The sequence below is a fragment of the Aerococcus christensenii genome, assembly GCF_001543105.1.
Lineage (GTDB): Bacteria > Bacillota > Bacilli > Lactobacillales > Aerococcaceae > Aerococcus > Aerococcus christensenii.
In genome coordinates this window covers 835,147-850,116 of record NZ_CP014159.1, presented here as the reverse complement: position 1 = coordinate 850,116, position 14,970 = coordinate 835,147, and the positions used below count along the sequence as shown (strand labels likewise).

At 39.3% G+C, this 14,970-nt stretch carries 6 protein-coding genes and 1 other annotated feature; of the genes, 2 read left to right on the top strand and 4 right to left on the bottom strand.

The window, feature by feature from the left end; genetic code table 11:
• Positions 1–1,392: an argininosuccinate lyase gene (gene argH / locus AWM71_RS03970; RefSeq protein ID WP_060776756.1), complete on the bottom strand. Its 1,392-nt coding sequence runs from the start codon at positions 1,390–1,392 to the stop codon at positions 1–3.
• Between the two features lie 38 nt (positions 1,393–1,430).
• Positions 1,431–2,927, bottom strand: a complete 1,497-nt coding sequence (locus tag AWM71_RS03965; protein ID WP_060776755.1) for an ABC transporter substrate-binding protein/permease — start codon at positions 2,925–2,927, stop codon at positions 1,431–1,433.
• 67 nt (positions 2,928–2,994) lie between these two features.
• Positions 2,995–3,210, bottom strand: a binding site (T-box leader).
• Positions 3,211–3,415: 205 nt separating this feature from the next.
• On the opposite strand from AWM71_RS03965, the gene yfcC reads away from it, so the two are divergent.
• Positions 3,416–5,149 (top strand): putative basic amino acid antiporter YfcC, encoded by a 1,734-nt coding sequence (gene yfcC, locus AWM71_RS03960; protein ID WP_060776754.1) that lies wholly within the window; start codon positions 3,416–3,418, stop codon positions 5,147–5,149.
• A gap of 41 nt (positions 5,150–5,190) precedes the next feature.
• Positions 5,191–6,372 carry a beta-aspartyl-peptidase gene (gene iadA, locus AWM71_RS03955; protein ID WP_060776753.1) on the top strand — a complete coding sequence of 394 codons (1,182 nt, stop codon included), beginning with the start codon at positions 5,191–5,193 and terminating at the stop codon, positions 6,370–6,372.
• Between the two features lie 79 nt (positions 6,373–6,451).
• Here iadA and AWM71_RS03950 read toward each other — a convergent pair whose 3' ends face one another.
• Positions 6,452–6,910: a hypothetical protein gene (locus AWM71_RS03950; RefSeq protein WP_060776752.1), complete on the bottom strand. Its 459-nt coding sequence runs from the start codon at positions 6,908–6,910 to the stop codon at positions 6,452–6,454.
• A gap of 562 nt (positions 6,911–7,472) precedes the next feature.
• A complete protein-coding gene (locus AWM71_RS08345; protein WP_144428627.1) occupies positions 7,473–14,741 on the bottom strand; it encodes an InlB B-repeat-containing protein in 7,269 nt (2,422 codons plus the stop codon).
• Between the last annotated feature and the right edge of the window lie 229 nt (positions 14,742–14,970).

Sequence of the window (14,970 nt, the reverse complement as noted above, 5' to 3'; positions counted from 1 at the left end):
CTAATTTACTTTTTTATCATCTAAGAAAAATGCACGAACTCTTTGAATATGATCGGCAACACATTGTGGGGCGGGTCCTCCAAGAACTTGGCGCTTATAAACACACGTCTTCAAATCAATGGCTTGATAGATTCCTTCATCAAAATGCGGATCAAACTGTTGATATTCCTCCAAGGTCAAAGTTTCTAAAGTCTTTTGATGACTTTGACAATACTGTAAGAGATCCCCTGTCGTTTGATAGGCTTCTCTAAATGGAATACCCTTAGCTGTCAAGTAATCTGCACAATCTGTCGCATTCAAGAAGCCTTTGCCAGCAGCCTTATACATCGCTTCTGTATTTGGTTGCGTCGCTTTTAGCATCTCAGGTAAAAGACTGACCATCATCGTCATGGTATCAATCGCATCAAAAAAGCGTTCTTTTTCCTCTTGCAAGTCCTTATTATAAGTCAGAGGCAATCCTTTCATCAAGGTTAAAACAGCCATCAAATCGCCATACACACGTCCCGTTTTCCCACGCATCAATTCATGAATATCTGCATTCTTCTTCTGAGGCATGATCGAAGACCCAGTTGAAAAAGTATCTTCTATATGAACAAAATGAAACTCCTGACTTGCCCATAAAATGGTTTCTTCTGCATATCGACTGAGATGCATAGCCATAACTGCTAAAGCACTTAAAAACTCTAAACTATAATCTCTATCAGCCACAGCATCTAAACTGTTTAAGGATGGCGACTCAAAGCCAAGAAATTCAGCTGTTTGAAAACGATCTAAAGGGAAAGTGGTAGTTGCAAGGGCCCCTGCTCCCAAAGGAAGGGTTTGATCAATCCGTTTAATCACATCTCCTAACCGACCATAATCCCGACGAAACATTTCGACATAAGCCATCAAATAATGCCCATAGGTAATCGGTTGAGCTCTTTGAAGATGGGTATAGCCTGGCATAATCGTTTCTTTGTAAATCTCCGCCTGATCACAGAAAGTCAGCACTGCTTTTTTTAAGCCTTCTTGAAGAGATTGAGCAGCGTCTTTCGCATAAATTTTCATAGCAGTCGCTACTTGATCATTCCGACTTCTTCCGGTATGAATTTTTTTGCCGATCGCACCCAGTCGTTTGGTTAATTCTTCTTCAATAAAACTATGGATATCTTCACAACTATAATCGATGACCAACTTACCTGCTGCATATTCTTCACGCATTACTTGCAAGGTTTGGCAGAGTTGATCTGCCTCGATTGGGGTAAGTACTTCCTGATTTCCTAACATCTTGGCGTGTCCAATACTTCCTCGTAAATCGGCATCCAATAATCTTGCATCGACCTGAATGGATTGATTAAAGTCATACGCTGACGTATTCATTGCCTGATGAAATTTATTTGACCAAATCGCCATTACTTTCACTCCTTTTTCTACGCAACCATTCCTATATTCTAAGCAAATTTTTTCTCGATTTTCTTTTCATACCACGAAAGTCCTCTGGATAAGAGGAAGGTCATTATAAAGTAACACAACATCGCAATTACCAAAGGCACAATCCCTTTATAGGTAAGAGAGGTTACCGCCCGAGTTTGGAAGGTTAATTCCGCTACTCCTATCGTAGAAACAATAGAAGAATCTTTCAACAAAGTAATAAATTCATTTCCTAAGGACGGCCATATTGACCGTAAAGACTGCGGAAAAATAACCTTGCGCATCGTCGTCCAATAAGATAATCCTAGGGACCGTGCAGCTTCCATTTGCCCTTTATCCACTGCTTTAATACCTCCACGGAAGATCTCGCAAACATAGGCTCCAGAATTCAAAGCCACAGCAATCATTCCTGACCACAATGAAGAAAGACTAAAGGTAGCTCCAAGACTCAAAAAGATAAAGAGGACTTGCACCATCATCGGCGTGCCCCGAACAAATTCCACATAAGAAGCAGCCACGACTTGTAGAATTTTAATATCAGATAGCCGCATAAGGGCTAAGAAGAAACCGAGGACTACCCCTACAGCCACAGCAAAAGTAGCAATAATCACAGTTACTTTAATGCCATCCCAGAAATAAGGCCAATACTTAAGCCAGGAATCTTTTTGATTTTCTCTAATGAGAGTATAAGACTGCTCTAAAAATTCATCCATCTTACCATTTTCTACTAAGCGATCAACTGTATCATTCACCACCGCTAACAATTGAGGTTGATTATTGGGAACAGCTACAGATTTTCCATCAGCAGAAACATCTAAACCAGAAGGAATCGCTAATAAATCCTCATGTTCTGCTGCAAAAGCCTTAGCCACTGATTCATCCAGTAACACGGCTTCTACTTGACCAGAAAGTAGAGCAGAAATAGCATCCGCCGATTTTCTCATGGTGACTTTATTAGCTGTGGGAATTTTTTCACTCACAAGAGTGGCTTGTAAGGTATTATCGCTCACGCCTATTTTTCCACCTTCTTTAAAAGCATCCGCTCCTGTAATTCTGTCTTGATCTTTCTTCTTAATCACAAAGAATTGATTATCTTGATTGTAATAATGAGAAAAATCTACCGTTTTATCACGTTCAGGCGTATAAGACATTCCCGCAATAATAATATCAATCGATCCACTTTCCATGGCTGGAATTAAACTTCCAAACTCCATATCCACAATCTCTAAACGAACGCCAATCGCATCTGCAATAGCTTGGGCCAGAAAAATATCAGATCCCACTACTTTATTTTTCCCATTTTCTAAAACCGTAAATTCAAAAGGCGCATAGCCACTCGCTGTTCCAAAGCGTAAAACGCCACGTTCCTTAATTTCTTCTAACAATCGATCATTTTCAGCCACTTGCGGACTTGTTTGAGATACTTCAGCCCAAACTTCCTGCTTGAAACCTACTAAGCCTAACATAAGACTCATGAATACACTTATTCGTAACATCCATTTCCACTTTTTAGCCATAGCTATAGCCTCCTTTATAAATTCTTAATCGATAAAACAAATCCAAAACAAAAAAAGTCCGCCTCTCTGAAGAGGCGGACTTTTTTTCCACGGTACCACTCTAATTTGTCATTAGCTTCCTAATAACACTCTGTTTGTTAACGCAGACATCTGCGGACTAATCTCAACTTTCGACCAGTCATCTCCGCAATGCGGTTCATCGATAGCCTCCAGAGGACCTTCCATCCTACGTCCCTCGCTCAACTGGAGAATCACCAACTACTCTTTGCTTCATCGAATCTTTAAATTAATCCTATTATAAATGACAAAAAATGAAAGTCAATAGTTTTTTATTTTCATTTTTTGTATTTTCCCCCTCTGACTAGATATTTTATTTTTAATAAACCTTCTTTTTAAGAAACAATTTTAAATAAAATTGTTGACAGCTCGCCTTTTCTGATAAAATAAATGCGTTAACTATTTTTACTGAGTCTAAGGAGGCTATTTTATTGGATTCTACACAAACGCAAGAAAAAGCAAATAATCAACCCGCTTTTCGTACCCCACATACTTACGTCATTATTTTTGGTATCGTTCTTGTTGCTTGGTTACTTACTATTATGATTCCAGCAGGAAAATATACTACAGAAAAAATAGTGTATCAAACACCGGATGGACAAGAAAAATCACGGATAGTCTTACAAGATAATTCTTTCCGCTATGCTCATCCATTAAAACAAGAGGTCTTACGGTCTGATTTAAACGAACTCATTAAACACCCCGACCAACTCAACAAGCTAAAGGTCAAAGAACCTCTTTTGAAAAAGTTAATCGACTCTCCTGAAGAACTTAATTTAGAAAAGCTTGAAAAAGCAGGATTGGAAGAGAGTGAACTTTACAAACTTTATGGGGATAGTATCTATGATACAAGCCAAAAGCAACATAAAACAGCTGTCCTTTGGGGAACCAAAGATCATCACGGCTTCGGGGTTTTAAATTATATTTTTGAAGGAATCGTGACCGGTGACCGCTATGGCTCAGCCATCGGGATTGTTGCTCTCCTCTTAGTCGTCGGTGGCTCTTTTGGGATGATCATGCGTACAGGCGCCATTGACGCTGGAATTTATGCTTTTGTTAATAGTGCCAGAGGTATGGAAAAATTAGCGATTCCGCTTCTCTTTTTCTTATTCTCCTTTGCCGGAGCAACCTTCGGGGCGTCTGAACAAGTAATTCCTTTCGTTATGATCATTGCTCCTTTCATGGTAGCTATTGGTTATGACTCTATCGTTGCTGTTACCGTCACTTTCGCCGCTTCTCAAATTGGAAATGCGGGTTCTTGGATGAGTCCTTTCTCGATTGCCATTGCTCAAGGGATTTCTGGACTTCCTGCTCTTTCTGGGGCTGGTTTCAGAATTATCATGTGGTTCATTTTAACCGCCTTATCTTGTGCCTTTACCATGGTTTATGCAAAGAAAATCCATGCCAATCCTGAACTTTCTCCAAGTTACGAATCTGATGCTTATTTTAGAAATAACCTCAACAATGAAGACAACCACCAGAAGAACTTTATTTTCGGTCATAAAATTATCCTCATTGAAATGCTATTCGGATTAATTTGGATTGTTTGGGGTGTTATGCGTCAGGGCTATTCTATTCCTGAACTTGCTTCTCAATTCTTCGTTATGGGACTTGCAGCAGGTTTTACAGGTGTCTTGACCAGCAACAAACAACTCACCTTTAACGATCTCGCTTATGCTTTTAGAGATGGCGTCTCAGACTTAGCCCCTACCGCTGTTGTTGTAGGGATGGCTAAGGGGATTCTCTTAGTTTTAGGGGGATCTGATGCTGGAACTTTCTCTACTTTAAATACTATTCTCTATCACGTAGGAAATGCCCTTCAAGGTCTTCCAAGTATTATCGGAGCTTGGTTTATGTACATCTTCCAAAGTTTATTTAACTTAGTCGTGACTTCAAACTCCGGTCAAGCTGCTCTAACTATGCCTATCATGGCACCTTTAGCAGATATCTTAGGGATTACCCGTCAAGTGGCCGTTTTGGCCTTCCAACTCGGGTCAGGATTTGTGGATGCCTTTACTCCTGTTTCAGCTTCTTTAATCGGCTGCCTAGCTGCAGCACGCATCGATTGGTCAAACTGGGCCAAATTCCAACTGAAGATGCAAGCTTTCTTATTCGGATTAGGAACCATTTTCATTGTTATTGCCATCATGATCGGCTACCATTAATGCAGCCCTTCACTTTATCTTAAGTTAGGAGGAAATATGCTATGAAATTACTAAAAAATGTGACTCTCTATCGTCCCGCTTATTCTGGAGTCTGTGATCTTTTAATCGACAGTCAACGTATTCTCGCGATCGATTCCTCAATCGATATAAACTGCTCTGCTTTAGACATAGAAATTATCGATGCCAAAGGAAAAATCGCCTGTCCTGGCTTTATCGACAGTCACTTCCATATTTTAGGAGGCGGTGGAGAAAACGGGTATCAAAATCGTACCCCTGAAGTTCAACTCAGCCAACTAACAACAGCCGGTGTTACTACTGTCTGTGGGTTATTAGGAACAGATGGCGTGTGCCGAGACGATATGGCGCTTTTAGCCAAAGCTCGTGCCTTAGATATCGAAGGGATAGCTACTTACATTTATGTTGGAAATTATCGTTTACCTGTTAAAACCATTACTTCCTCCATCATTCAAGATCTCATGGCCATCGATAAAGTCATTGGCATTGGTGAAATTGCTATCTCTGATCATCGAAACGGAGCGCCTACATTCGAACAATTTGCTCATGCCGCTGCAGATGCTCGTACAGGAGGCTTACTTTCAGGAAAAGCCGGTCTTGTAAATTGTCACGTTGGTCCAAATGAAGGCAAGTTAGAATTCCTCTTTAGAGCTATCAAAGAGACAGATATTCCAATTACCAACTTCCTCCCAACCCACTGTGGCAGAAGTCAAGGATTAGTAGATCAAGCGATCGCTTTTGCAAAACAAGGTGGGACCTTCGATATCACAGCGAGTGAAGATCCCGAAATGGCAGAAAAATTAACTGGGGAAATTCCTTTCAGAAGAATTTTACGTCAAGTCTTAGACGAAGGTCTGACGACTGAATGCGTCACCCTGTCTTCTGATGGACAAGGCAGCTTGCCTCGTTTTGATGAAAGCGGAAAATTCCTAGGCATAGGAATAGGCTCCGCTAAATCCTTATTAATTGGCTTACAAGAAGCCGTCCTCAAAGAAGGAATTCCGCTTGAGCAAGTCCTTCCTACCTTAACTTCTAACGTAGCTAGAATCTTAAACTTCCCACACAAAGGCGCATTGGAAATAGGAAAGGATGCAGATATTCTCTTATTAGATCCTACCGATCTTTCGATTGACACCGTTATTGCCAGAGGCCAAACGATGGTACAAAATGGCGAAGTAAAAGTCTATGGAACCTTCGAAAGAGCTTAATGAGTTCTCTTCATCTGTCTATAAAAAAGAGTGAACCGCGTACGATAACATACACGGTTCACTCTTTTTTGATGATTTATTATTTAACTTTTTGCCAATCTCCTGTTACTTGATTTAACTGATAGACTTCTTTCGTCTCTGTATTTACCCGATAGATAGCTTCTAGAGACGATCTCGTTCCATCCGAATTGTCTCTTCGATATTCATATTGAGTAATCTTTTCATTGATTGGCGTGACTAAAAGGTTAGATTTGTTTTGTCGAGGACTTACTTTCATATCTTTGGCTACTTCTTTTGTCTTAGTAGCTGCCACTTGAGATGAGGGGCGCTCTTCCCTCTTAGGAAGGACTTGATCTTTTAACTGAATACGATAAAGTGATTGCTCTCTTAAGCCTACTTCTGTCTTTGGAGATTGAGTAAGCTCTTGCTGAACCAGTGGTCTCTCTTCTTTTTGGGCTTGACTCGTTAAAGCATCTAATTGAGAAAAAGCAACTAAAGAAGCCATAACAATCATTCCTGATAAAAATACTTTTTTCATAAATGCTCCTCCTTTACTTTCATCTTTCTTCACTTAGATTGTAACACAATTGTAATTTTTTTTGAAACATTTTCGATAAAAATATTTTCCTTATCTTCTAAATCCCTATCCTCCAAAATAAATATCAAAATAAGCGTAGACTTTCTGTGTCTACGCTTATTTTTCATTATTCACTAATCTTTTTATATTTTTGACAAATTTCTCATTCTTTTATTTAAATCCTGCTTAGCTTTCCTTGTGTTTAAATACATAACCTACCCCAATCAAAAGAATTGCCATTATCGGTAACAGCTCGTTCAACATAAGTCCTGTTTTCGGAAGTATCGTTTTATCTTTGTCATTAACCATCTGACATAAACTGACATCTCCTCATTGTATTTAAAATTCAATCGTTTTTATTCTGCCATACTTCTCCTTATTTTTAAAACGAACCTATAAACGATAATGTTCCCCATTATTTTGGAGCTATCTTAAGAATAAAAAGCCAACCTTAATGACGCCTTACACTGCTGTCATCAAAGTTGGCTCCTGATTACTTTTTTATTGAAGTAGATCCACTCGCTCAATTGGTTGAACGGCGGGACCGTTTAGGAAGAAAGAAAATACCGCTTCCTATCAATAAGCCGACACTCAATAATCCTACTTGATTATCCACAATTCCCGTTTTCGGCAAACAACAGTGAGAAAAAGCTGCATGTCTTGTTGTCGCTTGCCTATCTGCTGTTTTAAACACAACTGGTTCTACTCCCTTAGCCTCTTCCTTCCATCTACATTCTGGCTGCGACTCTGGCTGCGGCTCTGGCTTAGGCTCTGGCTTAGGCTCTGGCTGCGGCTGCGGCTCTGGCCTTGGTTCGGGCTGCGGCTGCGGCTCTGGCTGCGGCTGCGGCTCTGGCCTTGGTTCGGGCTGCGGCGTTGGAACTGGAACTGGCGTTGGTTCTGGCTTAGGTGTTGGAATTGGAGCTGGTTGTTCTTTCTTAACGACTTTTTCATAGACGTAAGTTATCGATTGATTCTTATCTCCTACTATCTTACCTGTCGTACTCTTGCCGTCTGTTGAATAAGTTGGATTATCTTGTAGATCTTTTATTCCTTTAAATTCAAATCCATCTTTTTCATTCTTCCTGGTTGTGTACTCATCGCCGTCATAACCAATCACTCTATTTTCACTTTGGATTGTACTAATAATCTTTCCATCTTCATCCTTAGTGACATAAATGTGAATTTCCTTGAAGGTTCCCCTCTTCGGCTGTGGCTTAGGCGTTGGACATACTGGACACGGTTCTGGTTTCGGAGCTTGACGATAAGTAGCTTCAATGGTCGTATTCTGAGTAAATTTACCCTTAAGTTCCTTATTCCAACCGATAAACTGCTGACCAGTATTGGCTGTCACCCCTGGTTGAATAGAAGTCAAATCTACTTCACGATCAGGATCAACAAAATATGTTGATGCACCATTCAATTGCCCATCTTTACCTGCATCAAAGGTAATTGTGCGATAATTCTTCTTAATGTAGTCTACATAATCTGGTGCAGTTTCAGAACCTTGAGCAATCACAGACGGTAAAATAGTAAGATATGCTACACAATGAGCTGTTCTTGTAATTTTATCTGCTTGTTTATAAGTTAATGTCAACGGAATCACTTTAGTATGTCCTACTTCTTCTTGAGCATATTTTTGAGCAGATTCTGATCCAAAGTCGTAAGCAACCTCTGTACCTTGAGGTAGAGACTCAATGAATTCACTCGCCTTCGGCAAAGACATCCCTTGTCTAATAATCAAATTCTTGGTCGTCGGATCAACTTCCTGATAAGTAGCTACAATGTCTGTATCATAATCGAAACGAACATCCTTCAACTTGCAACTAAATCCTGTATTAGCTAAACCATTTCCTTGCTTATATCCCCTCTTAGCTGTTACATGCGGAGCTAACTTGCTAAGATCATGTACACGATCAGGATTTACATAATAGATAGTTTCATCTTTAGGATCAAATTGACCATGTTGACCAGCTGAAAAGGCAATTCGCTTATAATGTGCTTTAATATAAGCCTTTTCTGCTTCACTCAAACCTTGGAATTGATTATTAGAAACGATATTATCAATCACTTGAATGGTTGTTGACTGCTTAACACCATCTGTATTAACAACTGTAACTTGTTGGTTACCTGCTTTTTGTGTAGTTGGGGCAGACCCACTATAACTAAACTTAGCAGCATCAGACAACTTATCACTATTAGTTACCAATGCCTTAGCTTCTGGTGCCTGATCACCAACACTCAGAATCATTGGCTTAAGCGTCATCGCATGTGCCTGATAGTCCGCTTCAATGGTCGTCTTATCACTGAATTTACCCTTAACTCCCTTGGAATAAGGCGTATTTCCTTGTTTCCAACCGCTGAAATCATAACCAGCTTTAGCTATCACTCCAGGTCTTGGAATAGTAACTTCGACATCTGGTTTCACATAGTAACTACGCTCCACGTCAGGACTAGCAAAATCACCATTTTGTTTAGCATCAAAAGTAACGAGCTTATAGTGCGTGCGAATATAACGATCGACAGCTAGCGTATGCTTATCAATTCCGCTCTTCTTTTGATCTTGATCACTCAAATCAGCAGACAAGATTCTAGATTGAGCGACTACAGGGTTCACCACAGTTAAAGTGGTATTTAACTCGATTGTCCTGTGACTAGTTTTTCCTGCTTCATCGACTGCATCATAGTTAATCAATAACTTAACTGGACGATCAACATAAGTTCGATCAGGTACTTTGGCACCGTTTGGTACAATAAAGTCTCCATTAAGCTTTCCTGGATCCTCAGCATAAGCTACTGTTACATCTTTTGGCAGATTTTTTGCACCTGCTAATAACTCTTTAGCATCTGGTAATTTATCACCAACGCTAATGATATATGGATTATCTTTTCTGGTGCTAATATCTGGTTCAAAAATTGCAGTGTAGGTTCGTGATTTAACTGAAGCCAATGTATCTGGTACAGCTGGATCCCAACGGACAAAGCGATAACCTGGATTTGCCTGTGGCTTTATATCTGGCAACAACCCATTCTGCAGACCGTCAACAACATCATAAGTCAAATTAGCTACAGGTTGTTTGTCTTTATCATCAGTAGTTACTAATTTTCCGTTGCCATCAGTGTTGTAGTAAATCCGCTGATAACCTGCTGGAGTTGCTTGTGATTTATCTTTTCGCTTCAATATCCGTACATCATCATAGGTGAAAATAACATTATATACTTTATTAACTCCGTTACCTTCTGGAGTCACTTCAAATGTCATTTGCCCTTGTGGATGTGTGTCATCTTTTTGCTTATCTTTGGCATCTCGGTCAGGTACGCTTACTTTGTTAAAGCGATAACCTGGAATTTGCGGTGCTGTAGCAACATCCCAATCAAGATTACCTGTTCTAATCGTCTGCGGTGGTAAAATATCCTTCCCATGAGCATCATGATATTGAACTTTATACATGTTTTGTCCGAATACTTGGTAAACAAACCAAGCGACATTCTTCTTTGCATCTTTGTTAACAGTAATCTGATCAAATTGTGTATCTGGGAAATATTGTGGTCCTTCATAAACTGCCTGAGCAGAATAAGTTGCGTCAGGTCGTAAATTATCTATTGTCTGCACAGCATCTTTATCAACCATCGCCATCCGTTTCTTGGTCAATTCTGATTTTGTAGCACGCAATTCATTAACCTTGTTTGCATCAGTGCAAGCAGTTATTTGCTTATCTAGGTCTTGTTCTTGCTTAAAGAGGTCATAGTAAGCTTTGATTGTTTCACCGGGCTTGAGTAAATAATGATGGATAGTTGCTGTCACACGCACATCTGGCACATATTTTGCCTTCAATGTCATATCTTCAACCACTGGATTATCAAAAGCATATGGATGCTCTTGCACCTTGCCATCTTTATCTTTAACCTCAATTACCCAACCAGTAAAGGCATAACCCTTCTGATGAGGCGGATCTTTCACGAAGGGGTCATCCGTTCCTTCTGGTTTCTCATGCTCATGTAAAATCTGATCATGAACTAACTCCATATCATAGGACTTATTGTTCCAATAATTGATGGTCACTTTATGTTTAACTTCAGAAGGTCCCCATATCGGATAAAGAGCTAAGCCTCCTTCAGGCATCCCAATTGGTGATAGATTCTTTTGTTCTTCTTTCGTAAAGCCACTAGGAATTAAAGGCTGCGTACCACCAGCATCCAGTGCCCAACCTTTAAAGACGTAATCTTCTGGTAAATAAGTTGGTCGAGTAATTGTTTGACCTCTAAATTCCCATTGATAAGGTAGATGATGCTTAGGATCATTGGCCTTAAGTGGAACAACCTTCACTTCATCATTATATGAAGCATTTCTAATATTTTCGCTATAAGGATGGTCTTCTTCAGCAAGTGCCTTATCAGCATCCCTATTACCAAAGAATTGCAGCTTATAGTGACAACGCTTATACCTATAAACTAATAACGTATTCTTTTCATAAGGTTCAGTATCCATATTATCTGGACCATCCAACTTATCAGTAGAATTATACTTAGTATAATAAATAGGTGATGCATGTTGCTCAAATAGAAAAGTAAAATCTGTCGGACTTCCTAAAAAATCAGGATGCTTAGTTTTATAATCCTCATACATCTCGTCTAAAGGATGCTCTTTATCAAGTAACTTACGATTACCTAAAACCCAACGCTTATATTCAGGTAACTCCAAAACAGGGCTTCCTGATGAAAGATGATCTGGATCATCTGGATCAGCCGGCTCAATATCAGATTCGTCACCACCTTTTGCTACCCAATCTTTCTTATATTGTTCATAAGACTCTTTAACATAATTATTAATATCTTCACTTAATTGCTTATATCGGGTAAAACCAGCTTCTAATTGTTCATAAGCTTTTTGGACTTGGTCCTTATCTCCAGTTAAACGACCACTAATTAATAGATTAAAGAAATCATTCTTTTGACGCCCCGGATGCTTAGCTACATAATCTGCTGCCATCGGATTTAATTCAGGAAGATATTCAGGATGATGGCGTAAATAAAACTCATATTGCCAGCGTTGATTAGCTGAAAGAACTAGCAACTTGTAATCCTCTAAAGTTCCCTTATAATCAGGCTGATCTTTTTTATAGTTCTCATAATCTTCTTCCATAATATCATCAAGCTTTTCACTCATATCATCAGCATCCATTTGTTCAGCTTTTTTATGAGCATCTTCTGGAACTACCTGATAACCTTTAATTAGCGGGCAATTATACGTATAGTCACCATTGCTTGTGTCATTTTTGGAATAGGATTCCAATGAGAATACATAATGACGATCCTTATCATCATTTTTCTTAGCTGACTGATCAGTTTCCAACCTGATAATCACTTTTTGTGGTTCAACTTTACCTCTGTTTAGCCTTAAATCAGTTAAATCTGTCGTCAGCAACCGCCAATTGGATTTCAATGGTTTTCCATACAAAGTCAGATGTGGATTAGGTAAAGAATCTGTTCCTCCCAAAAAGGCCTTGGTTACTCGATAAGGTGGCGTATCCCTATATGCACCATATTCAGCATATTCACTTTTACCCTTTTCAGCTTTGTTTTTCAATACAAAGCCCAAAAATCCAATGGCATCATCTGACCCTCTAGTAGGATCACCATGTGTATCAAGATCAACACCTTCATGTCGTTGCATTCTGACTTCTGATTCTATTGGCCAGCGATATTGTAATGACGCACCATAGCGTGCTCTGACGACATAAGGCGAATAAAGCGGCTTGCCATCTGTTCTAGGCTTCATTTTGACAATATTTCGCTCGTCAAATTGAAAATCACCATTCTGATCAAAATCTGGCTGAGCAGTATTATCATACCAATAAGTTACCCATTTTCCTTCAGCATCCGGTTTGACAATTGGTGTATTGTAACCACTATCAACACCACTAGTAGAAGTATCAACACCCGCTACAACATCCCCTTTAGCAAAAATCAGATCATAAGGTTTGCGATCATAAATCAGATCTAGCACTGTGTCGCCTTCTGGGCGAATGATCGCACGACTCTGGTGTCGTGCATCTGGCTTAGTAAACTTAAGTGTTGTTTTTCCTGTTTTCTTATCCACCATTAAGTGGTTCATTACTTTAGTAAATCTGTCATTTAAGACGTAGTACTTTCCAAACTCAGCAGCAGTCTTACGATCGCTTTCTACTGTATCAGGGAAAGCCATCTTTTCTATTTCTTCTTGTTTGATGTGAGGATCATCAATTGTAGTCGGTTTAGATTCATCTACTGAACCATCACCTTTTTTAGCAAATGTATCAACAGTTCGCTTAAAACGTCCGACAAAATCATAGTTCACAATATTGTCTGGGTGATCATAATCGACAAGATCTGCTTTTTGAGCCCAAACGTTAACTGTATACTCAGCTGTTGCATTTGCTTTCCAGTGTGCTTTAAAGGTGACTCCATTAGCGGGCATCGATTTAATACTTGTAAACTTTTGATCCTTGTTTACTTTGGAATCCGAATGTTCACTATCTGACAATCCACTCACTGTCCAACCTTGAAATACATAACCGCGACGTGTAGGATCCTGAACCTCTGTCACCGGTTGCTGGTAGTATACTCGCTTAGTACGTATGCTAGTACCATTATCCGTGTCATATTTGACTTCATAACTATCACGATAATAACGCAAAGTAAATATTACTGGCTGATCGCTATCTGGTAAAGCAGAACGAAGCAGGTTAGTTTCCGGGCGATAACCTGGAATGAAGATTGGCTGAGCATATGCCACTTCACCTACAGCTCCATAATTACGAGTTAATGCAACCTGTTTTTGTTTACCATTTTCGGTAATTGTCTTAGTAACTTTATAAACAGAATCAGGTAACTGGACATCTTCAAATTCATTCGGCTTATCAAATTTTTGCACTAAATGACGAACGTAATAAACTTTTTGTTCTGGAGTATACGGTACGTTGACTATTCCTTTATAATGCAATCCACTTTTATCATTTGCGTCAATTTGAGCATGCACTTTGATATAAGCGGCATCAATTTTGATATAGTGTGTTTCTTTTTCATCTAAATCGCCTGCTAGAACATACTGATTATTCTTTTTGACATAAGTGCCGCTATCCGTACGATATCCCACCAAATGGGGCACTTCCAAATATTTAACAAAGTCTTTTTTGTCAAGTTCTCTTTCAGTAAGTGTTAGTTCATATGGCTGATAGAGTTGCGAAACGACATTATCTGCTAATGTATAAACAAAACGTAAGTTATAAACTTTGCCACTTTTTTCATTAGTTACTTGATCATTAGCAGTTGATTGATCTTTTGCTTCTAGATGAGTTTGATTAACAGGTACTTTATTAGAATGACTTGTTTCATCAACCGGCGTATCTTGTTTTGTCTTTTGCTCAGGTTTCTTGTCCTTAATCTCACTAGTTACAGCTTGTTGATCTTTTTTCTTAGGATCCTGATGATCCGTTGCCACCACTGAATTGCCCTTTGTTTGAAGGTTATCTGCAGGAGCAGATTGCTTCAGATTAGCTGCCGCTTGACCAGAAGAATATGCTTGAATCTTCGACTTGATTTGTTTATTTTCCTTAGCTCCTTGATTCGTTTCCCTAACTTGATCAGTTGACACTGGTTTTGTTTCAGCAGCGGACACTGACATTGCTGAAGGCAACAAAAAACAGCTAGCTATTGCAACAGAAGCCACGCCTACTTTTAGTTTGCGAATACCATAGCGCTTCATGTGTTCACTTCTCTGTTTGAATTGGTTTTGTTGATTATTTTTACCTACCATATGTCCTTCTCGTCCTTTACTCTTTTTTATGTTTGGGTTTGGCTGATGGGCTTTCCGACTTTAGTCAAATATATTTTCTCTTTCAAGAAATAAAGTGAAAACTACTCCAGTGTTATTGTATAACAGATCGGCCATAAAATCCATTCGCCTTTCTTTCTCTTCTAGTGAGTCAGTAGAAAAAAGAAACTGCTGCTTCGCCTTCAAAAGCTGAGCAAATCCCTTCTGGACG

Bases quoted from the DNA above. Each gene is read 5' to 3' on its own strand.
- argH (WP_060776756.1), bottom strand. From the start codon at position 1,392: ATGGCGATTTGGTCAAATAAATTTCATCAGGCAATGAATACGTCAGCG.
- AWM71_RS03965 (WP_060776755.1), bottom strand. From the start codon at position 2,927: ATGGCTAAAAAGTGGAAATGGATGTTACGAATAAGTGTATTCATGAGT.
- iadA (WP_060776753.1), top strand. From the start codon at position 5,191: ATGAAATTACTAAAAAATGTGACTCTCTATCGTCCCGCTTATTCTGGA.
- AWM71_RS03950 (WP_060776752.1), bottom strand. From the start codon at position 6,910: ATGAAAAAAGTATTTTTATCAGGAATGATTGTTATGGCTTCTTTAGTT.
- AWM71_RS08345 (WP_144428627.1), bottom strand. From the start codon at position 14,741: ATGGTAGGTAAAAATAATCAACAAAACCAATTCAAACAGAGAAGTGAA.